Origin of the sequence: Rhizobium chutanense (assembly GCF_002531935.1) — a bacterium.
Lineage (GTDB): Bacteria > Pseudomonadota > Alphaproteobacteria > Rhizobiales > Rhizobiaceae > Rhizobium > Rhizobium chutanense.
Genome location: NZ_NWSV01000003.1, coordinates 129,726 through 149,519, shown reverse-complemented (window position 1 = coordinate 149,519; position 19,794 = coordinate 129,726). Strand labels below are relative to the sequence as shown.

The following is a 19,794-nucleotide window of genomic DNA, read 5'->3' as shown; positions in this document are numbered from 1 at the left end:
GCTCACCAATCCGGAGACAGCTTCGTCAGATACTGGCCGTAGGCGCTCTTGCCGAGCGTCGCCGCGAGTCTGGCGAGGTCGTCCTGCGAGATGTAACCCATGCGCCAGGCGACCTCTTCCGGGCAGGCGATCTTGAAGCCCTGGCGTTTCTCCAGCGTGCTGACGAAACCTGCGGCATCGTGCAGGCTGTCCGGCGTGCCGGTGTCGAGCCAGGCATAGCCCCGGCCCATCAGTTCCACGAACAGCTGGCCGCGCTCGAGATAGGTGCGATTGACATCGGTGATTTCCAATTCACCGCGCGGTGATGGCTTCAGGTTGGCGGCGATATCGACCACCTGCTGGTCGTAGAAATAGAGGCCGGTTACCGCCCAGTTCGATTTCGGCTCCTTCGGCTTCTCCTCGATCGACAGCGCATTCATCTTTTCGTCAAAGCCGACAACGCCATAGCGTTCCGGATCGGTGACGTGATAGGCGAACACCGTCGCGCCTTCCCGCCGGCTCGTGCCGGATTTCATGATTTCCGGCAGTCCGTGTCCATAGAAGATGTTGTCGCCGAGAACGAGTGCCGAACTGTCGCCATGCACGAAGTCGGCGCCGATGATGAAGGCCTGGGCAAGGCCGTCCGGGCTCGGCTGTACGGCATAGGTCAGCGAAATTCCCCATTGCGAGCCGTCGCCAAGAAGGCGCTTGAAGGCCTCGACGTCGTGAGGCGTGGTGATGATCAGCAATTCCCTGATACCGGCGAGCATGAGCGTCGTCAGCGGATAGTAGATCATCGGCTTATCGTAGACCGGCATCAACTGTTTCGAGACGGCCTGCGTGATCGGATGCAGACGCGTGCCCGTGCCGCCGGCCAGAATAATCCCCTTCATGCTCATCTCCCTAAAGACCTTTATTCAAAAGGTCTCGCATGACAATCTTCATCGACGGCTTCCACTCCGGCAGCCGGATTCCATATGCTCTGGCGAGCTTGTCGCCGTTGAGACGCGAATTGGCGGGACGCTTCGCCGGTGTCGGATAGTCCGCCGTCGGGATGCGCTTGACGTCGACGGTTCTGCCGCCGGATCTACGAAGTTCCGCGAATATCTCTTCGGCGAAATCAGCCCAGCTTGCTTCGCCGCTCCCCGTCAGATGAAAGGTGCCGCGGAGCGATGGCGTGGGGTCCCCTACAATACGGGCTGCGATCGCAAGAATCGCGTCGGCGATATCGAGCGCCGAGGTCGGGCATCCTGTCTGATCGGCGACAACGCCGAGATGATCGCGCGTCTCGGAAAGCCGCAGCATCGTTTTCAGGAAATTGGCGCCAAAGGGCGAATAGACCCAGGCGGTGCGCAAGATGACGTGGTTCGGGTTTGCCGCCGCGACGGCCTTTTCGCCCGCAAGCTTAGAACGCCCGTAGACCGAAATCGGCGCTGTCGCATCCTCTTCGGAATAAGCGGAGGCCTTGTCGCCGCTGAAAACGTAGTCGGTCGAAATGTGGATGACCGGAACCCCGATCCGCGCGGCAGCCTCGGCAACCGCCCCGGCGCCCGCCGCGTTGACGGCAAAAGCAAGGTCGGCTTCGCTCTCGGCCTTGTCCACCGCCGTATAGGCGGCGGCCGAGACGATCACATCCGGGCGCAAAGCCGAGAAGGCGGCTGCGATACTTGCGGGATCCGCAAGGTCCATTTCCGGGCGCCCGACGACGCTGACTTCGACGCTCGTTTCAGCGCCACGTCTGAGCAGCGACTGAACGACCTGGCCCTGTTTGCCGGTGACGGCAATGCGCATCGCTTATCGTCCCTTGAAAACGCCGAGGCGTTCGCCGGAGTAGACGTTTTCGCGCAGCGGCCTCCACCACCATTCGTTTTCCAAGTACCATTGCACCGTCTTTTCTATGCCGGTTTCGAAGGTCTCTTGCGCCTTCCAGCCAAGTTCGCTTTCAAGCTTCGAGGCATCGATCGCATAGCGTGCGTCGTGGCCCGGGCGGTCCGTGACGTTGGTGATCAGACGCGCATGCGGTCCCTTGTCTTGGTAGACGCCGTCGAGAATAGCGCAGATGCGATGAACGACATCGATATTCCGGCGCTCATTGCGGCCGCCGACATTGTATTTCTCGCCGAGCCGGCCCCGTGAAGCGATCGTAAAGAGCGCGCGGGCGTGGTCTTCGACATAGAGCCAGTCGCGGATATTCGCGCCATTGCCGTAAACCGGAAGAGGCTTGCCCTCCAACGCGTTCAGGATCATCAGCGGAATGAGCTTTTCCGGGAAATGGAACGGACCGTAATTGTTGGAGCAATTGGAGACGACGACGGGCAGGCCGTAGGTGCGGTGCCAGGCGATTGCCAGATGGTCGCTCGCGGCCTTGGAGGCGGAGTAGGGCGATGATGGATCATAAGGCGTCGTCTCCTCGAAGAGGCCCTGGTCGCCGAGCGAGCCATAGACCTCGTCCGTGGAGACATGCAGAAAGCGGAAGGCACTCTTGCTGCACGCGTCGAGCCTATCCCAATAGTGCCGTGCAGCATCCAGCAGGCTGAATGTGCCGACAATATTGGTCTGAATGAAATCGGCAGCGCCCGAGATCGAGCGGTCGACATGGCTCTCTGCCGCAAGATGCATGACGATATCAGGACGGAAGGACGCGAATGCTTCCTGCATCCTGGCGTGGTCGCAGATGTCGGCACGCAGGAATTGATAGTTGGGGGCCGCTTCGACGGATTTCAGCGATGCCAGATTTCCGGCATAAGTCAGCGCATCGACGTTCAGCACCTCGGCGCCGATTTCATTGACGAGATGGCGCACCAATGCCGATCCGATGAAGCCCGCTCCGCCCGTGACCAATATGCGCATCGTAGATCAATCCTTGGGTTGCTGCAGCGAATAGGAAAAATGGCTTGGCAGATCGGCGAGCCGCGGCAGCGTCTTGTCCTTGTCGGATGAGACCATGTCTCTCTCATCGAAGGGCCAGCGAATGCCGATCATCGGATCATTCCACGCGATGCCCCGATCATGCTGCGGGCTGTAGGGTGCGGTTACCTTGTAGCTGATGACGCTGTTCGGCTCGATCGTTACGAATCCGTGTGCGAAACCGGCCGGTATCCAGAGCTGCATGCCGGTGTCCGGCGAAAGCTCCTGAGAGAGCCATTTGCCGAAGCTCGGCGACCCCACGCGGATATCGACGACGACATCCATGATCCGCCCGGCAAGGCAGCGCACCAGTTTGCCTTGCGCGAACGGCCCTATCTGGAAATGCAGCCCTCGGACGGTGCCGGCCTGCGCCGACAGCGATTCATTGTCCTGGACGAACGTGACGTCGGCCACATTTTCCCGGAACCAGGCATCCTTGAATACTTCGGAGAAATAGCCGCGGTGGTCGCCGAAGCGTGGCGGCGTGATTGTAACGATGCCCTCGATGGCCGCAGTCTCAATACGCATGGCTTACCTTTTCTGCGGCTTTCATCAAGCGCCTGCCTTCATGACGCTCATCAGCATCTCCGCCTGCGAGCGGCTTCGCATGGCAGCAAAGCCTGTCGCGGCAATGGCATCGCGCTCTTTGGCATCTGCGATCAGCTTGTAGCAGCGCTCGATCATGGCGTCATAGGGCTCAATTGCCAAGCCGCCGATGAAGGGCTGGAGGTCTGGATCGCGGATGTCGCCTTCCGTCAGCACGCAAACCTGATTGGCGAGCAGATAGGAAATGCGCACGATCTCGAAGACGCCGCTCGCATAATGATGGATGTTGATCACGATCTTGGAACGGGCAATTGCCGCATCGCGTTCCGCACCATAGATGTTGAAGAGATGCGCGACCTTGAGCCCGCGGTCCTTCAGCGTCTTCAGGATATGGTGGCGGCGTTCGTTCATCGAGCCGTAGAAGAGCACGTCGATATCTTTGACGGGGTTGTGCTGAATCTGGCTCAGGCAACCGCTGTAACCGATTTCGAGCACACCGGCGTGATCGATACCCTTGGCGGCAAGATTTTCGCGGTTGCGCGGGCTGTAGTCGAGCACCGGCATCGCTCTCAGGATCGACGTATAGCGCGAATTGATCCAGCTGCTTTCTTCGGACACCTGCTCGAGATTGATGACGACGCTGTCCTTCGGCAGATGGCCGACGATTTCGGCGGGGAGAAGATTGCCGCCGTAGATGATCGGCGCACGGCCGGCAAATGCGCTCATATCGCGGACGATCGGTGCCGAGCCGCCGAGTTCCTCGAAGGCGCCTTGCAGGCCGAGCGCGACTTCGTCGAAGGCGTGGCTGTGATTGTAGTTTTCGGGCGTCACGATCCAGATGCAATGACGGTCCTTGTGTGCCTGCCATCCGCCGCTAAAGGGCTGCAACGCGTTGCCGGGCGGCTGCTCGATTTTCGGCGCGGCTGGTATAGCGGGCCTTTCCGTCCGTGCCGGCTGCTGCGGCATCTGGGAGGCGCCCGCCTGCGGAGCATAGGCGCGCATCAATTCGCGGCCGCCGATGAACTGGCCGCGCGGCATCCAGGCGGGCGGATCGTCAGCCATCCAGATCAAATGCGGCTGCTTGACGAGCGGCTGGCGGCCTTCCTGCCACGAGGTCAGGAGAGCCTCGTCACGGCTCTTCAGAAAGGCTTCCTTGGCGGCAAAGAGGCCATGCAGCATCCGGCCGAGGCGGGTCCCGAACTTCCATTCGAAATCGGCGAGAGCCGGTACGAAGGCGGCGATTTTCAATCCGGAGGCGGCAGCCTGCTGGACATAAAGCCCGAGCAGGCGCTCGATCACGAAGGGGCGCATCTTCGCGTTGGCATCGCGCGAATAGTGCGCCGTACCGGCATAGGCGGCGCCGGCCGGCGTGCCGGCGCGCGCTTGATGTTCCAGCGATTCGAGAATGCGTTCGCAGAAAGCGAAATAGCCGGACCAGAATTTCCGGTTGCCGCAGAAATAGTTGCAGAACGCGAAGGCAGTCTTGTCCTGCGGCGGCGCGATCGGATAGCCCAGCTCCTGGATATGAAGGAAGATCGGTTCCATGCCGGGATGACCGCCAAGCAGCGAATGTTCCCAGACGTTGCTGTAGATCGCGGCGTGGCCGATCAGCGGATTGTAGAGATAAGCATCCGCACCTTCCGCCCTGGCCTTTTCCGCCTCCGTGACGAAGGATGGGAAGCTCGTCACGGACTTCATCTCGAATTTGCTGGAGAGCAGCCCCCAAAACACGTCGTCACCGAGGCCGATCGCTTGGTGATGCTGATGCAGGGTGAGGAAGAGTTCATATTCGCGGGTCGTAGCCTGCGTATTGAACGAGATGTCGAGCGGCATGGCAGCCGCGTCGAGCTGGCTACGCTGCAAAGGATCGAGATAAGGCTGATAGATGATGACCGACCCCGTGCCGGCTGCTTTCTCCGTAAGAAGCGCCAGATCAGGAAGACCGGCTGGCAGAGCGGAAATGGGCTGATTGATCGTCAAGGCATCGTCCTTCGTGCATGGCCGCCGCCTCCGCGATTTACGAAACGGCATTCGGGCTGGTTTGCGTATCGACTATTGGATGTGAAGCTTGCGCCACACTGTTTGCAGGACTTTCGCTGGTCGGCCTGGAGTGATTGCGGGAGCCAGACCTATCGGGGGTCGGTTTTCTCTAGCCAGGCTTTGTTAGCTCAGCCGCTTCTGCTGCCAGTATCGCAAAGAGTTGCGATACTGCGTTTAGAAATGGGCCGGCTCGGTTCATACGCCGCTTCTATAGACCCCATCATTCGATACGGTCGCGATATCTCCGAACAAGGACCCGGGCAGGTTATTGCCATAGAGTTCGGCTAGCCGTTTGATGAGAAGGTAGCTTCCCAGGCGCTCCTGGCAAAATGAGATCGCCCGTTTCTGCACCGGATCTTCGGCCTGAAACGGTTGATATCGTTTCGCAAATTCAAAAGATGGCGCGACAAGACGCACAAAAGCATCCAGCCACCAGTCTGTCGGATAGGTGCCGAGTTCAATGCCTCCAGGGATAAAAGTCCCGGAATTGAAAAAATGCAGAGATTCGGCTTGTGTTAAAGCGTTTGTTTCGATCGAGCATGCCGTATATCTGAGGAGGTCAACAATATTGTGGAAACGTGCATAGTGTTGAGAAATGTTGTAGAGATTCAACGGGCGGGGAAGAAAGAAGTTTTCTAAGAAAAAATCAGGATCCTCTGGTCTTGTTATTTCTGTTTCTTCTGAAGTCGCTGTATTCATCCCTGGATAATCAGGATTCGGTGTTCCGATTTTTAGTCTCGTTAAAAATTTACGATATTGCCAGATGGTAATGTTGCGATGTTTTGCCGGTTCTTCCGAAGCAACTTTTGCAACTACGATCGTCCCCAGCGACCCTGACAGTTTCGCGTGAAGCTCCTCCGGCTCGCTGAAAAAATCATAACCGGGAATAACATCCATGCCCCTATTGTCCAAAGGAGGCTTAGAATTGAGCCATATGATTTTCGAGCCCTCCGGAGCGGGGTAGCTCGGCAAATCCTTATGGCAAACAATGAAAATGGTCATATCTGTGATCAGCCTCTTATGGATAGGGAGTGTCTGCCGGCTGCAATTACCACGCGGTCGGCCCGTCAATGCTTACTTGTGTCAACGTGGCGGACGTCGGTATTTTCAAGCGTTTTGCCAGCTGTCAGCGGAAGGGGTGCGAAGGTATCTGCCTTGGTAAGGTCTCTAAAGCGCGTTCCTTGCGCGTAGCAGGTGCGAAGCCCGGACGATGGGACCACCGCGGGGTTTGAATGTGTTTTGTCGCTAGGCAGCCCGCTCGGGGTGAAGAATTCCCTAGCGCGAAAACTGAATGACTTCGCCATTGTACTGCGTGCGCACCGTCTCGCGAAACCCGAGCTTGGCAGCGACCCGTAGCGAGGCCTGGTTCTCCGGGCTGATGATGCAGCTCATCGGTTTTCCCGGGAAATGCGCTTCCGCCCAGCCGATCAGCGCGGTCAGCGCTTCGGTGGCGTAGCCGCGGCCGTGCGCTGAGGGCGTCAATGCCCAGCCGAGCTCCATCATTCCCTCGATCGAGGGATCCATCTCCCGGCGGGATTCCATGAAGCCCGCTTCGCCGATGAACCGACCGTTCGCTTTCTCGACGATTGCAAGAAAGCCGAAGCCCATATGGTGCCACATGCCGGCCAGGCGCAGCATGCGGCTCCAGCTCTGTTCCCGCGTCGAGGCCACGCCGCTGATGAAGCGCACGACGTCCTCGTCCGCCCACAATGCTGCATGCGCCTCGAAATCGTCGAGGCGGTGAGGGCGAAGCGTCAGCCGCTCCGTTTCGAGGCTCGGAATATCGGTCATTTCGGATCCTTATGGAATCGCGCCCTCAGACGCCGGGCTCGCCGTCCCAATAGTCGAGATCGCCTTCCGGCCGTCCGATGTGGCGGAAGTGCCCGGCTTTTGTGCCGTCCCTGTTGGTCTTGGCAAGGAACTTTCCGGAATCGGGATATTCGACGATTTCAGTCTTCGCCATCGTCGAGATGCCGAGATAGATGAGGGTGGCCGTGCCGGTGTTGATGATCTGGTGCGCCGTATCCGGTCCGCCGGCCGGCGCGCCGAGCAGGTCGCCTGCCTTGATCGGATGGCGCTCGTCGCCGAAGCGGTATTCGCCGGCGCCCGCGATCACATAGAAAAGCTCGTCTTCGACATGATGATTGTGGAAGGGGCAGCCCGATTTGCCTGGCGGCACTTCGTTGTAGCTGACGCCGAGGCCGGTCAGGCCGAGAAGCGTGCCGAACGAGGTGTCGGCGCTTTCATAGAACTCGCCCTGTTTCCAGTGGTCGAGTTTCAGACCGGCGAGATTGATCACCGCCTTCGATTCCCTAGTCATGATGTCCTCCTGTTGCAGCAAGAGAAGCCATCATCTGAGGAAAATTCAATGCCAATCTCAAAAATCCCCGGCATGGGCGGAGAGGAGACCGCCGCCCATGCTGTGAGCGCCGCATGTCGGATAGGACGCCACGACGCTCGATTCCGTTCACCCCACGCATCCCGCAAGATCGGTTTCGATTTTCCGGGATGCGCTGAAGCCGTCAGCGGACATAGAAGGTCAGGCTGCCGTCGGCTGCCTGCTCGGCATTGACGATGTTGCGGACATCGACGCCTTCATTGTTGAGACGGTGGGCAAGCGACCTGTTGGCGTCGATCGAGGCCTGAATGCCGCGAACGGCTTGGCCGGAACGTTCCGGCGCCGAGCGCGGACCGGTGCTTTCGTCGTCGAGGTTGCGCCAGTTGTGGACCTGCTCGACATTGAAATCATTGCCCTGGAACGTCCGGAGTGTCTGCTCGATGCCTTGGGCCGTGTTCATCCCGAGGCTTTCGGCCCGGCTGACGCCGGCAAATGCGAGGGAGGAGAGGGCGGCTGCGATGGTGAGGGTGACAACGCGGTTCATGATGGTATCCTTTCATCTGCTTTGACGGTCGGCTGTCTTTGCAGGGGATCGTCTGCGTTACGATATGGAATTGGCGTTCGCCCTTTCGCGATTCAATGGGTTAAGCCACTGAAAAACCATTAAGAATTGTTCATGAAAACGGCCTTCGAATTGCCGTTTTCCAGGCATCCGCGAGAGCGGGGTTCAAGGACCTGCCCGGCTTTGCCGGCGCAGCACGGCTATCCCCTTACGGATATTTCTTCTTTGGCATTGCGGCATCGGCCGAAAGTGCTTGCCATTCTGATGAAGGCATGTTTTGACCGCGGGCTGCCGAGTGGAAAACGCCCCACAAAACGAAGGTGAACCATGCCGAGAGAGACCGCTCCCCATATTTTGATCGTTGAAGCCCGCTTCTACGACGACATGGCCGATGCCCTGCTCGAAGGCGCGACCTTCGCGTTGCAGGAGGCCGGCGCCACCTTTGAGGTCGTCACCGTTCCCGGCGCATTGGAAATTCCGGCAGCGATTGCCATGTCGCTCGATGGAGACGACAATGGCGGCACGCATTATGACGGCTATGTCGCCCTCGGCATGGTTATCCGCGGCGAGACCTATCACTTCGATATCGTGTCGAATGAATCCTCGCGCGCCTTGATGGATCTCGCGGTCAGCGAGTCCCTTGCCATCGGCAACGGCATCCTGACCGTCGAAAACGACGAACAGGCCTGGGCGCGCGCGCGCCGCTCGGACAAGGACAAGGGCGGATTTGCCGCTCGCGCAGCTCTGACCATGATCGAGCTGAAGCAGAAACTGGGTGCATAAAGAATGAACGACGACAAGACGGAACGGCCGGTCAAGACTGCGAACCAGCGGGGCGCTGCCCGCCTTGCTGCCGTTCAGGCGCTTTATCAGATGGATGTCGGCGGCACCGGCGTGCTGGAGATCGTCGCCGAATACGAGGCGCACCGTCTTGGCCAGGAACTCGACGGCGCGACCTATCTGAAGGCCGATGCCGCCTGGTTCCGTTCCATCGTCTCCGGCGTCGTGCGCGATCAGGTTCGTCTCGATCCGCTGATTGCCGCAGCCCTGCAGGATGATTGGGCCCTGTCGCGCCTCGACAGCACCGTGCGCGCCATCCTGCGCGCCGGCGTCTTCGAGATTGCCGACCGCAAGGACGTTCCGGTGGCGGTCATCGTCACCGAATATGTCGAGATCGCCCAGGCCTTTTTCGAGGACGACGAGCCGAAGCTCGTCAACGCCGTGCTCGACCGCATCGCCAAGCAGGTCCGCGGCGAGGCGAAGAAGTAAGTCTTTAGCCGCCAAACAATCTCCCTAAGTCTTTCTTCGCACTGCAACGGTTTTCGCCCGTTGCGGTCTTGACGCCACGTGATCGACCACGCAATCTCCGCACCGCTTAGCTGTGCATTTCTGTGGAGAGGAAGGCGAGTCGGCGGCGTATCTGCCGGAGGAGGAGTGATCTCCGGCCTATGGGAGGAAAGAGCGAAATGACCATTCTTTTATGCGTAATTGCATGCGGTCTGCTCTCGGTGGTCTATGCCGCCTGGGCAACCCGGTCGGTGCTTGCCGCCGATCAGGGCAATAGCCGGATGCAGGAGATCGCGGGTTATATCCGCGAAGGCGCTCAAGCCTATCTGACGCGCCAGTACAGAACCATTGCCCTTGTCGGCGTTGTCGTTTTCATCGCAGCCTGGCTGCTTCTTTCCGCCGAGGCCGCCATCGGCTTCCTGATCGGCGCCGTACTATCAGGTGCTGCCGGCTTTATCGGCATGCACGTCTCCGTCCGCGCCAATGTGCGCACCGCCCAGGCGGCTTCCGCCAGCCTCTCCGCCGGCCTCGACATCGCCTTCAAGTCGGGTGCGATCACCGGCATGCTGGTGGCCGGTCTCGCACTGCTCGGCGTCTCCATCTACTATACCATTCTGACCGTCGGCCTCGGCCATGAGAGCGGCTCGCGCGAAGTCATCGATGCGCTGGTGGCGCTCGGCTTCGGCGCTTCGCTGATCTCGATCTTCGCCCGTCTCGGCGGCGGCATCTTCACCAAGGGCGCCGATGTCGGCGGCGACCTCGTCGGCAAGGTGGAAGCCGGCATTCCCGAGGACGATCCGCGCAACCCGGCAACGATTGCCGATAACGTCGGCGACAATGTCGGCGACTGCGCCGGCATGGCCGCCGACCTTTTCGAGACCTATGCGGTTTCCGTCGTCGCCACCATGGTCCTCGCCGCGATCTTCTTTGCCGGGGCGCCGATCCTTCAGTCCGCGATGATCTATCCGCTGGCGATCTGCGGTGCCTGCATCATCACCTCGATCATCGGCAGCTTCTTCGTCAAGCTCGGCTCGAACGGTTCGATCATGGGTGCTCTCTACAAGGGCCTCATCGTCACCGGCCTGCTGTCGATCGTCGGTCTTGGCGCCGCCACCTCGCTGACGGTCGGCTGGGGCTCGCTCGGCACGATCGGAGGCGTCGACATTTCAGGCACGCACCTCTTCTTCTGCGGCGTCGTCGGCCTCGTCGTCACCGCGCTGATCGTGGTGATCACTGAATATTATACCGGCACCGGCAAGCGTCCGGTCGTCTCGATCGCCCAGGCTTCGGTCACCGGTCACGGCACCAATGTCATCCAGGGCCTGGCCGTCTCGCTGGAATCGACGGCGCTCCCGGCGATCGTCATCGTCGGCGGCATTCTCACCACCTATCAGCTCGGCGGCCTTTTCGGCACCGGCATTGCGGTCACCGCGATGCTGGGCATTGCCGGGATGATCGTCGCGCTCGACGCCTTCGGGCCGGTGACGGACAATGCCGGCGGGATCGCCGAAATGTCGCATCTGCCGCCGGAAGTGCGCAAATCCACGGATGCGCTCGATGCCGTCGGTAACACGACCAAAGCCGTCACCAAGGGTTATGCCATCGGTTCGGCCGGTCTCGGCGCATTGGTTCTCTTCGCAGCCTACTCCTACGACCTCAAATATTTTGCGGCGAATGGCGACAAATTCCCTTATTTCGCCGGCATAGGCGACATCTCCTTCGATCTTTCCAACCCCTATGTGGTGGCGGGATTGATCTTCGGCGGTCTCGTTCCCTACCTTTTCGGCGGTATCGCAATGACCGCCGTCGGCCGTGCGGCCGGCGCGATCGTCGAGGAAGTCCGCCGTCAGTTCAAGGAAAAGCCGGGCATCATGCAGGGCACGGAAAAGCCGGATTACGGCAAGGCCGTCGACCTTCTGACCAAGGCGGCGATCCGCGAGATGATCGTGCCGTCGCTGCTGCCGGTGCTGGCGCCGGTGGTCGTCTATTTCGGCGTGCTTCTCATCTCCGGCTCCAAGGCCTCGGCCTTTGCTGCGCTCGGTGCATCGCTGCTCGGCGTCATCATCAACGGCCTTTTCGTCGCCATCTCAATGACATCGGGCGGCGGCGCCTGGGACAATGCCAAGAAGAGCTTCGAGGATGGCTTCGTCGATAAGGACGGCATGCGTCACATGAAGGGCTCGGATGCGCACAAGGCCTCTGTTACCGGCGATACCGTCGGCGATCCCTACAAGGATACCGCCGGCCCGGCCGTCAACCCGGCGATCAAGATCACCAATATCGTGGCGTTGCTGCTGCTTGCCGTTCTCGCCGGTTGACGCAACACCGCGGATGACTGCCCCTAACCCTCTCCCCGTAAACGGGGCGAGGGGACGTGCCCCGCGAGAGGTTGGTGGGGAACGGAGAGGGTGCGGCGTGGTCCCTTCGCCCCGCAAGCGGGGGTCCGAAGGACGGGTCGAGACACGTGGCTCGATCCCGGTCAGTGGCGGCAGCCGGATGAGGGGCCGGTGGCGGCAATCTCCCGCGCCGAAGATGACGCCAACAAAAAACCCGCCGGAGCGATCCGGCGGGTTTTTCGTATGAGGCGTATGCGATCAGCGCAGGCTGCTTGGGTTCTGCGGCGTGCCGCCGGCGCCGCCGCCGAACAGGCTGCGGGCCGCGCTCGCGGCGCTGCCGCCGGAAAGCATCTGCTGCAGGAAGGTGAGTTCCTTGCCGCCGGTCGGCGTGACGCGCCCGATCGTGTCGAACACCTTGCCGTCCTGCAGCGTGTAGTTGGCGCGGCGGGTGACAACGCCGTCCTTGTCGAAATAGATCGCCAGAACGCTCTGGTCGACGACCTTCAGCTTCTGGAAGGCGACGGCACGGGTGCGTCGCTGCGAGATGTAATAGAAGACTTCGCCGTCGAAGGTCGCCGTCGTCGACGGGGTGCCGAGCGAAAGCAGTACCTGCTCGCGGCTCGATCCTTCCGGAACGAGGTTCAGCGACTGCTGGTCGGCGACATAGCCACCATTGAGCACGGTGCTGGTCTGGCAACCGGAAAGGGCTGATGTGGAGGCGATTATCAAGGCAATGGCCGCACTGCTGAAGAATTTCACGTCAGACTTGAAATACCGTTTCTTCAACGACATCTACTCCCTTGAGTCTCGATAGCAGCCATTTGGGGCCTTGCACGCTTACCTCCTGCAAAACCATTGTGGCCATTCCGGGTCGAATATCCCGAATTCGCTTCGCTGACGCATCGAAGGCGTCGTCCCGAAACAGGCCACGATCGGCATTGCAATTCGCGCCTGCTTCGGTAAACCAGCTTTCGAAATCATGCAACAAGGCCAGAGGCCGGCCGGCGTGAAGAATGAGGCATTTCCGGAAAAAACAATGATCTTCGGGCTCTTCCGTAAGAAAAACAACAATCAGGCAATCGTCGACAGGCAATATGCGGCGCTGACGGCGGCCGCGCGCATGCCGGAGATCTATGAGCGGCTCAATGTGCCGGACACGGTCATGGGCCGTTTCGAGATGCTGTCGATCACCATGATTCTGTTTTTTCGCCGCACGCGCAGCTCCGCCACCAGTGGCCAGGAGATTGCCCAGGAGATCGTCGACGCCTTCTTTCAGGATATCGACTATTCGATCCGCGAACTCGGCATCGGCGACAACAGCGTTCCGAAGCGCATGAAGAAGCTTGCCGGCATGTTTTACGGTCGGCTCGAAGCCTATTCGAAGGCGATGGATATAGGCGATGCCGAAGCGCTCGCTCTTGCTCTTCAACGCAATATCTACCCCGAAACCGCCGCACCGGCCGATATGGCCGGCCTCGCCGGATGGATGATGGCGGCGGAATCGCATCTGTCGGCCCTCGCCGAAGAGGTGATCGCCACCGGTGGGGCAACGCTGCCGCCGGTTGCCTGAAGGAGGAAACGATGAAGAACGATCGGGACGAAGTTCCCTTCTCTTATCACGTCAAGGTCGGCCACATCTCGGCCAACCCCGTCGAGGTCCATGTCGAGGCCGACGCCAACGAATTGAAGGCGCTCGCCAAAAGCTGGAACGTCGTCTCCGTCGACAATCTGAGCGCCGATCTGCAGATTGCCCGCTGGAAGCGCGACGGCGTGCGCATCAAGGGCCGCGTTCAGGCGAAGATCGTCCAGTCCTGCGTCGTGACGCTGGAACCGGTCGAATCCGCCATCGACGAGAGCTTCGAGCAGATCTTCGTGCCGGAGGGCTCCAAGCTTGCCCGCCAGCCCGGCAACGACGCCGGCGAGATGCTGCTCGATCCCGATGGCCCCGATCTGCCCGAGACCTTTGTCGGCGATACGATCGATGCAGGCGAGGTGGTTGCCGAATTTACCGCGCTCGCGATCGATCCCTATCCGCGCAAGGAGGGCATCGAATTCGCAGGCCATATCGAGGACAGTGGCGAGAACGACAAAAAGCCCTCGGCTTTCGCTGCTCTCAAAGATTGGAAAAAGGACTGAAGCGTCTCTGGCATTTGATATAATTCAGTTGTAAGCGACGCCAAAACCGGTATTTTGGCCGAAATTTCGCCCTCGGCGAAAAGAAGGATCAGGGACGCGTGATCAGAATATCTCTCGACCTCATGGGTGGCGACTTTGGTCCCCAGGTTGTCATCCCCGGCGCCGCAAAGGCGTTGGATCGGCATCCGGATATTTCCTTCGTTTTCTACGGTCTCAAGGAACAGTGCGATCCGGTTCTCGCCAGGTTTCCGAAACTCAAGGAAAAATCGCTCTTTCACGACTGCGAGCTCGCCGTCGGCATGGACGAGAAGCCGAGCCAGGCGCTGCGCCGCGGCCGCTACATCTCCACCATGTGGCGTTCGATCGAGGCGGTGAAGACGGGGGAGGCCGATGTTGCGGTCTCGGCCGGCAACACCGGCGCGCTGATGGCGATGGCGAAGTTCTGTCTGCGCACCATGGCCAATATCGAGCGGCCGGCGATCGCCGCGATCTGGCCGACGCTGAAGGGTGAGAGCATCGTGCTCGACGTCGGTGCGACGATCGGTGCCGATGCCCAGCAGCTGATGGATTTTGCCCTGATGGGCGGCGCCATGGCGCGTGCGCTGTTCGAGGTCGAGCGTCCGACGGTCGGCCTGCTGAATGTCGGCGTCGAGGAGATGAAAGGCCAGGAAGAGGTCAAGGAGGCCGGTCGCCTGTTGCGCGAGGCGAACATCGATTCGCTCGAATATTCCGGTTTCGTCGAGGGCAACGACCTCGGCAAGGGCACGGTCGACGTCGTCGTCACCGAAGGATTTTCCGGCAATATCGCGCTGAAGACGGCCGAAGGCACCGCCAAGCAGATCGGCGAATATCTGCGCGCCGCCATGTCGCGCACGCTGCTTGCCCGCATCGGCTATCTCTTCGCCAAAAGCGCTTTCGATCTGCTTCGCGAGAAGCTCGATCCGAGCAAGGTCAATGGCGGTGTGTTTCTAGGCCTGAACGGCATCGTCATCAAGAGCCATGGCGGGGCGAATGCCGAAGGCATCGCAGCCGCCATCGAAGTCGGCTATGACATGGCCAAGAACGGCCTCAATCAGAAAATAGACAACGATCTTAAGAAATATCATGCCAAGCGGCTGCCCCCGATGGGCCCGGAAGCTGCATGAGCGATGGGGTTCAATCGAAGATGATCCGTTCAGTGGTTCGCGGGTTCGGAGCCGCACTTCCGAAGCGCGTGATGACCAATGGTGACATGGAGGCGATCGTCGACACATCCGACGAATGGATCGTCCAGCGCACCGGCATCCGCCAGCGTTATCTCGCCGGCGATGACGAGACGACGGCGTCGCTCGGCGAGGCCGCCGCGCGCGCGGCCCTTGCCAATGGCGGCCTGACGCCAGCCGATATCGATCTTATCATCTGTGCCACATCGACGCCGGATAACACCTTTCCGGCAACCGCGGTCAACATCCAGAACCGTCTCGGCATGAGACACGGCTTCGCCTTCGACGTCCAGGCCGTCTGCACCGGTTTCGTCTATGCGGTCACGACGGCGGATGCCTATATCCGCGGCGGGCTTGCAAAGCGCGTTCTCGTCATCGGCGCCGAAACCTTTTCGCGCATTCTCGACTGGAACGACCGCACCACCTGCGTGCTTTTCGGCGACGGCGCCGGTGCGATCGTGCTCGAAGCGGGCGAAGGCGAGGGCACCGTTGCCGATCGCGGCGTGCTGACGGCACATCTGCGTTCCGACGGCTCGCACAAGGAGAAACTGTATGTCGATGGCGGCCCGTCGACGACGGGCACCGTCGGCAAGCTGCGCATGGAAGGCCGCGAGGTCTTCAAATATGCTGTCGGCATGATCACCGATGTCATTCAGGCGGCCTTCGATTCCACAGGCACCACCGCCGACGACCTCGATTGGCTGGTGCCGCACCAGGCCAATCGTCGCATCATCGACGGCTCGGCGAAGAAGCTGAATATCGATCCGGCGAAAGTCGTCGTAACGGTCGATCTGCACGGCAATACCTCGGCCGCCTCGATCCCGCTCGCCCTTGCGACCGCTGCCGGAGACGGCCGCATCAAGAAGGGCGACCTGGTGATGCTCGAAGCGATGGGCGGCGGCTTTACCTGGGGTGCCGTTCTGCTGCGCTGGTAGTGCGTAAATCCGGAAAAACCGGCGGCGAACAAGAGCTTGACCGTGACGCGCAAGACAAATACTCTTTGCGCGATTTCACAAAATATTTGAAATGGGCGGGGAAACCATGACCGGAAAAACAGTGACGCGCGCAGACCTGGCGGAATCCGTTTTCCGAAAGGTCGGGCTTTCCCGGACCGAATCCGCGGAACTTGTGGAAACGGTCATCGACGAGGTTTGCAACGCCATCGTGCGTGGTGAAACCGTCAAGCTTTCCTCCTTCGCCACCTTCCAAGTGCGCGACAAGAACGAGCGGATCGGCCGCAACCCCAAGACTGGCGAGGAGGTTCCGATTTCCCCCCGCCGGGTCATGACTTTCAAGGCGTCGAACGTGCTGAAGACGCGCATCCTCAAGGCGCATGTCTCTCGCAAGGTCAAGCTGAAGCCGCAGAATCCGGCCTCCTGAGCATCGGCCTTCCGTTTCTAAACTGGCATTTTTTGCTTTTGCACTGTCCATCGTTGTGCGCAACGTCGAGACATGACTTGAATTGTCGACGCCAAACCGTTGAAATATGATGAGTCGCCGTTGGATCGAGCCGCGAGGTCGCGTAGCAGTATGACGTTGGACAAGAGCCCCGATGCCTTTCGCACCATCAGCGAAGTCGCAGACGATCTGGATCTGCCGCAGCATGTGCTGCGCTTCTGGGAGACGCGGTTTCCGCAGATAAAGCCGATGAAGCGCGGCGGCGGCCGCCGCTATTACCGGCCCGAGGATGTGGATCTCCTCAAGGGCATCCGGCATCTGCTCTATGATCACGGCTATACGATCAAGGGCGTGCAGAAGCTTCTGAAAACCAACGGCAACAAGTTCGTCATATCGGTCGGCCATGGCGATCTTGCCAGCGTCGAGGCGCTTGCGTCGGGCGTGCAGGAGGCGAACGCCGGTGAACCGCGTGTCGGCATGGCCGACGAAGACCAGATTGTCGGCCGCGCCAAGCCGCCGATCACCCGCCGCTTCTTCAATTTCGTGGCTGGTGACGACGAGCAGGAAGTTTCGATCGGCAAGTCGAGCGTCGGCAAGGAAGACAGGGCATTGCTGCAGGAAGCGCTCTATGACCTGCTGGAATGCAAGCGTCTGCTCGATCAGGTGCGCTGACCGGGAAGGTTCCAAGGCGCATCGCGTGAAGCGCGGTTGAAGCGAGGCGCTTTCGCTCCTTGTTTTTGCGTGTCGTTATTCCGGAACCGACGCACACGTCCGGGCGGCATCCATCAGGATTCGGTAAGCCGCTTCATCGCCTGCTCGAGTTCGCTGAGCTGGAAGGGTTTTTGCAGCACCGGCAATGTGCTCGGGCTGCTGCCGGTGGGGGCCGCACCGTACCCCGTCGCGTAGACATAGGGTTTGCCGCGTTCGTCGAGTAGTTTTGCGACCGGGAGCGAACTTTGCCCCGCAAGCGAAACGTCGAGAATGGCAGCGTCGAAATCCGCGTCCCTGGCGGCAACAAGCGCCCGTTCCAGATCGGGCGCGCTGGCGCAGACCCGGTAGCCGAGATCGGCGAGCATGTCCTCAAGCAGCATCGCAATCAGCGCGTCGTCTTCGACGACGAAGATGTCTTTCATGTTCCCGTCCACCCACTTCCCCTTGCCGGGCATGGCGATTTATGTGGAACTCCTTGCACGCCTCGTCAAGACGTCACGCCCGCAGTGCGATAAACAGCATATTGCCGGGTGAAATTCGATGTGTAAAAGCTGGTATGCCGTCTTCGCGGCGGCTCTTGCATAATTCCTTAAATCGGAATCGACTCGGGAATAAAATTATGCAGAACTTCAAAGTGTTACAGTGCCCTTCGCGCGTCCGAAAAGCCCGCTTGGCGTTGTACGCGAGGGATCTTGAATGGATTTTCTGAGCGCCACGGATTGGCTGCGTCATAGGCCGGGTTATACATATCCGCTGGCCGTTGCCTTCGTTGGCCTGACGTTTCTTCTCAAGCTTGCCGCCAGCGACTATCTCTCGGGCTTTCCTTTCCTGAGCTTTCTTCCGGCGATATTGCTGGCGAGTTTCATCGGCGGCGCCGGGCCGGGCTTTGTCGCGGCCATACTCGCCGCTTTCATTGTCCAACAGTTTTTCGTCGAGCCGCACGATATCTTCTGGCCGGTCAGCGCCGGCCAGTGGGTCGGCCTTTCGACTTACCTCGTCAATGCGGTGATCATCATCGGCCTGATGGAGATGATCATCATCGCGCACGGCCGACAGAGCCGCCTGCGCGATGAACTCAACAGCTTCAATGCGCGCCTCGAACAGACGGTGGTCCAGCGCACCGCCGAGCTCAGGCATGAGATGGAGGAGAATGCCGCCGCTCAGGCGCAGGTGCGCCAGCTGCAGAAAATGGAGACGATCGGTCAGCTCACCGGGGGCGTCGCCCATGATTTCAACAATATGCTGGCGATCATCATCGGCAACCTCGATCTCGCCCAGCGGCGCATGAGCGGAAACGAAGATCCCCGCCTGCCGCACTCGATCCAGAATGCCAAAGACGGCGCCCAGCGGGCTGCGGTCCTGACCGCGCGTCTTCTCGCTTTCTCGCGCCAGCAGCCGCTCGCCCCCGAGGTGATCGATCTCAACAAGCTGGTCGGCGGCATGTCGGAGCTGCTGCGGCGTACGCTCGGCGAGCAGATCCGAATCGAGACCGTGCTGGCCGGCGGCCTCTGGCCGTGCTTTGCCGATCTGAGCCAGCTTGAGAACGCCATCCTCAACCTTGCCGTCAACGCCCGCGACGCCATGCCGGGCGGCGGGCATCTGACGATCGAAACGGCCAATACCGAACTCGACGAACGGTATTCACGCATGCATTCGGAGGTCGAGGCCGGCCAATATGTGATGATCAGCATGACCGACACCGGCACCGGCATGTCGCCCGAGGTGATCGAGCGTGCCTTCGATCCGTTCTACACCACCAAGGGACCCGGCAAGGGCACCGGTCTCGGCCTCAGCCAGGTTTACGGCTACATCAAGCAGAGCGGCGGCCACATCAAGATCTATTCGGAAATCGACAGGGGCACGACGGTGAAGATCTATCTCCCCCGTCGTGTCGGCGTGACGGACGCCCGGTTGAATGCGTCCGGCGCCCAGCCGATCCCGCAGGGCAGCGTCAACGATACAATCCTGGTGGTGGAGGATGACGAGAACGTCCGCATCATGACCGCCGAAAGCCTGCATGAACTCGGTTACACCGTGTTGCAGGCGGCAAGCGGCATGGAGGCGCTTCTCGTTCTGGAAGAAAATCGGGACGTCGATCTGATCTTCACCGACATCGTCATGCCGCAGATGAGCGGACGCCAGCTTGCCGATATCGTCCAGGAAAAATGGCCGTCGATCCGGATCCTCTACACGACCGGCTATACTCGCAATGCCATCGTCCACAACGGTGTGCTCGATCACGGCGTCTCGCTGCTCGCCAAGCCCTTCAGCCTGGAGCAACTCGCTTACAAGATCCGTGAACTTCTAAATGTACCGGCGAGAGTGGAAGGCGAGAGGACGTAAAGCCGCACG

At 60.2% G+C, this 19,794-nt stretch carries 21 protein-coding genes; 10 read left to right on the top strand and 11 right to left on the bottom strand.

Features of this window, described 5'->3' with window-relative positions; all coding sequences use genetic code 11:
• Positions 1-2: 2 nt before the first annotated feature.
• From rfbA to CO666_RS05695, 9 genes are all read right to left on the bottom strand, one after another.
• The gene (rfbA, locus tag CO666_RS05735) at positions 3-872 is read right to left on the bottom strand and encodes a glucose-1-phosphate thymidylyltransferase RfbA (protein WP_097611142.1); all 870 of its coding nucleotides are present in this window, start codon (positions 870-872) and stop codon (positions 3-5) included.
• 10 nt (positions 873-882) lie between these two features.
• Positions 883-1,770, bottom strand: coding sequence for a dTDP-4-dehydrorhamnose reductase (rfbD, locus tag CO666_RS05730; protein ID WP_097611141.1), 888 nt, complete (start codon positions 1,768-1,770; stop codon positions 883-885).
• 3 nt (positions 1,771-1,773) lie between these two features.
• Entirely contained in the window at positions 1,774-2,829 is a 1,056-nt protein-coding gene (rfbB, locus tag CO666_RS05725) for a dTDP-glucose 4,6-dehydratase (protein WP_097611140.1), read from the bottom strand.
• Positions 2,830-2,835: 6 nt separating this feature from the next.
• Positions 2,836-3,414, bottom strand: a complete 579-nt coding sequence (gene rfbC, locus CO666_RS05720) for a dTDP-4-dehydrorhamnose 3,5-epimerase (RefSeq protein ID WP_097611139.1) — start codon at positions 3,412-3,414, stop codon at positions 2,836-2,838.
• Positions 3,415-3,438: 24 nt separating this feature from the next.
• Positions 3,439-5,412 (bottom strand): CgeB family protein, encoded by a 1,974-nt coding sequence (locus CO666_RS05715; RefSeq protein WP_097611138.1) that lies wholly within the window; start codon positions 5,410-5,412, stop codon positions 3,439-3,441.
• Positions 5,413-5,667: 255 nt separating this feature from the next.
• Positions 5,668-6,474, bottom strand: coding sequence for a hypothetical protein (locus tag CO666_RS05710; RefSeq protein WP_097611137.1), 807 nt, complete (start codon positions 6,472-6,474; stop codon positions 5,668-5,670).
• 273 nt (positions 6,475-6,747) lie between these two features.
• Positions 6,748-7,263 (bottom strand): GNAT family N-acetyltransferase, encoded by a 516-nt coding sequence (locus CO666_RS05705; protein WP_097611136.1) that lies wholly within the window; start codon positions 7,261-7,263, stop codon positions 6,748-6,750.
• A gap of 25 nt (positions 7,264-7,288) precedes the next feature.
• Entirely contained in the window at positions 7,289-7,792 is a 504-nt protein-coding gene (locus CO666_RS05700; RefSeq protein ID WP_097611135.1) for a cupin domain-containing protein, read from the bottom strand.
• Between the two features lie 202 nt (positions 7,793-7,994).
• Entirely contained in the window at positions 7,995-8,354 is a 360-nt protein-coding gene (locus CO666_RS05695) for a hypothetical protein (protein WP_097611134.1), read from the bottom strand.
• Positions 8,355-8,699: 345 nt separating this feature from the next.
• Between CO666_RS05695 and ribH the strand changes: the two genes are divergently transcribed.
• The 3 genes from ribH to CO666_RS05680 all read left to right on the top strand — a co-directional run bounded on the left by ribH (position 8,700) and on the right by CO666_RS05680 (position 11,977).
• Positions 8,700-9,155 (top strand): 6,7-dimethyl-8-ribityllumazine synthase, encoded by a 456-nt coding sequence (gene ribH, locus CO666_RS05690; protein ID WP_004674116.1) that lies wholly within the window; start codon positions 8,700-8,702, stop codon positions 9,153-9,155.
• Positions 9,156-9,158: 3 nt separating this feature from the next.
• Complete coding sequence (gene nusB / locus CO666_RS05685; RefSeq protein WP_097611133.1) at positions 9,159-9,641, top strand: transcription antitermination factor NusB; 483 nt, start codon at positions 9,159-9,161, stop codon at positions 9,639-9,641.
• 197 nt (positions 9,642-9,838) lie between these two features.
• On the top strand, positions 9,839-11,977 hold the full coding sequence (locus tag CO666_RS05680; RefSeq protein ID WP_097611132.1) for a sodium-translocating pyrophosphatase: 2,139 nt from the start codon (positions 9,839-9,841) through the stop codon (positions 11,975-11,977).
• A 276-nt stretch (positions 11,978-12,253) separates the two neighbouring features.
• On the opposite strand, the gene CO666_RS05675 is transcribed toward CO666_RS05680, so the two are convergent.
• On the bottom strand, positions 12,254-12,787 hold the full coding sequence (locus CO666_RS05675; RefSeq protein WP_097611131.1) for an outer membrane protein assembly factor BamE: 534 nt from the start codon (positions 12,785-12,787) through the stop codon (positions 12,254-12,256).
• Between the two features lie 187 nt (positions 12,788-12,974).
• Here CO666_RS05675 and CO666_RS05670 point away from each other — a divergent pair, with 187 nt between their 5' ends.
• The 6 genes from CO666_RS05670 (at position 12,975) to CO666_RS05645 (ending at position 17,403) form a co-directional block, all read left to right on the top strand.
• Positions 12,975-13,565: a ubiquinol-cytochrome C chaperone family protein gene (locus tag CO666_RS05670; RefSeq protein ID WP_097611130.1), complete on the top strand. Its 591-nt coding sequence runs from the start codon at positions 12,975-12,977 to the stop codon at positions 13,563-13,565.
• A gap of 11 nt (positions 13,566-13,576) precedes the next feature.
• On the top strand, positions 13,577-14,131 hold the full coding sequence (locus CO666_RS05665) for a YceD family protein (RefSeq protein ID WP_097611129.1): 555 nt from the start codon (positions 13,577-13,579) through the stop codon (positions 14,129-14,131).
• Between the two features lie 98 nt (positions 14,132-14,229).
• Positions 14,230-15,276, top strand: a complete 1,047-nt coding sequence (gene plsX / locus CO666_RS05660; RefSeq protein ID WP_097611128.1) for a phosphate acyltransferase PlsX — start codon at positions 14,230-14,232, stop codon at positions 15,274-15,276.
• 20 nt (positions 15,277-15,296) lie between these two features.
• The gene (locus tag CO666_RS05655) at positions 15,297-16,268 is read left to right on the top strand and encodes a beta-ketoacyl-ACP synthase III (protein ID WP_097611402.1); all 972 of its coding nucleotides are present in this window, start codon (positions 15,297-15,299) and stop codon (positions 16,266-16,268) included.
• A 106-nt stretch (positions 16,269-16,374) separates the two neighbouring features.
• Positions 16,375-16,713: an integration host factor subunit alpha gene (locus tag CO666_RS05650; protein ID WP_003574027.1), complete on the top strand. Its 339-nt coding sequence runs from the start codon at positions 16,375-16,377 to the stop codon at positions 16,711-16,713.
• A 150-nt stretch (positions 16,714-16,863) separates the two neighbouring features.
• Entirely contained in the window at positions 16,864-17,403 is a 540-nt protein-coding gene (locus CO666_RS05645; protein ID WP_097611127.1) for a MerR family transcriptional regulator, read from the top strand.
• A gap of 113 nt (positions 17,404-17,516) precedes the next feature.
• Here CO666_RS05645 and CO666_RS05640 read toward each other — a convergent pair whose 3' ends face one another.
• Complete coding sequence (locus CO666_RS05640; RefSeq protein WP_097611126.1) at positions 17,517-17,864, bottom strand: response regulator; 348 nt, start codon at positions 17,862-17,864, stop codon at positions 17,517-17,519.
• Between the two features lie 274 nt (positions 17,865-18,138).
• Between CO666_RS05640 and CO666_RS05635 the strand changes: the two genes are divergently transcribed.
• A complete protein-coding gene (locus CO666_RS05635; protein ID WP_097611125.1) occupies positions 18,139-19,785 on the top strand; it encodes an ATP-binding protein in 1,647 nt (548 codons plus the stop codon).
• Positions 19,786-19,794 lie beyond the last annotated feature (9 nt).

Coding starts and splice junctions, on each gene's coding strand:
- ribH (WP_004674116.1), top strand. CDS start 8,700: ATGCCGAGAGAGACCGCTCCCCATATTTTGATCGTTGAAGCCCGCTTC.
- rfbC (WP_097611139.1), bottom strand. CDS start 3,414: ATGCGTATTGAGACTGCGGCCATCGAGGGCATCGTTACAATCACGCCG.
- rfbA (WP_097611142.1), bottom strand. CDS start 872: ATGAAGGGGATTATTCTGGCCGGCGGCACGGGCACGCGTCTGCATCCG.
- CO666_RS05645 (WP_097611127.1), top strand. CDS start 16,864: ATGACGTTGGACAAGAGCCCCGATGCCTTTCGCACCATCAGCGAAGTC.
- CO666_RS05640 (WP_097611126.1), bottom strand. CDS start 17,864: ATGAAAGACATCTTCGTCGTCGAAGACGACGCGCTGATTGCGATGCTG.
- nusB (WP_097611133.1), top strand. CDS start 9,159: ATGAACGACGACAAGACGGAACGGCCGGTCAAGACTGCGAACCAGCGG.
- CO666_RS05655 (WP_097611402.1), top strand. CDS start 15,297: ATGATCCGTTCAGTGGTTCGCGGGTTCGGAGCCGCACTTCCGAAGCGC.
- CO666_RS05700 (WP_097611135.1), bottom strand. CDS start 7,792: ATGACTAGGGAATCGAAGGCGGTGATCAATCTCGCCGGTCTGAAACTC.
- CO666_RS05665 (WP_097611129.1), top strand. CDS start 13,577: ATGAAGAACGATCGGGACGAAGTTCCCTTCTCTTATCACGTCAAGGTC.
- CO666_RS05705 (WP_097611136.1), bottom strand. CDS start 7,263: ATGACCGATATTCCGAGCCTCGAAACGGAGCGGCTGACGCTTCGCCCT.
- CO666_RS05650 (WP_003574027.1), top strand. CDS start 16,375: ATGACCGGAAAAACAGTGACGCGCGCAGACCTGGCGGAATCCGTTTTC.
- CO666_RS05635 (WP_097611125.1), top strand. CDS start 18,139: ATGGATTTTCTGAGCGCCACGGATTGGCTGCGTCATAGGCCGGGTTAT.
- CO666_RS05675 (WP_097611131.1), bottom strand. CDS start 12,787: ATGTCGTTGAAGAAACGGTATTTCAAGTCTGACGTGAAATTCTTCAGC.
- CO666_RS05695 (WP_097611134.1), bottom strand. CDS start 8,354: ATGAACCGCGTTGTCACCCTCACCATCGCAGCCGCCCTCTCCTCCCTC.
- CO666_RS05710 (WP_097611137.1), bottom strand. CDS start 6,474: ATGACCATTTTCATTGTTTGCCATAAGGATTTGCCGAGCTACCCCGCT.
- CO666_RS05670 (WP_097611130.1), top strand. CDS start 12,975: ATGCAACAAGGCCAGAGGCCGGCCGGCGTGAAGAATGAGGCATTTCCG.
- CO666_RS05680 (WP_097611132.1), top strand. CDS start 9,839: ATGACCATTCTTTTATGCGTAATTGCATGCGGTCTGCTCTCGGTGGTC.
- rfbD (WP_097611141.1), bottom strand. CDS start 1,770: ATGCGCATTGCCGTCACCGGCAAACAGGGCCAGGTCGTTCAGTCGCTG.
- rfbB (WP_097611140.1), bottom strand. CDS start 2,829: ATGCGCATATTGGTCACGGGCGGAGCGGGCTTCATCGGATCGGCATTG.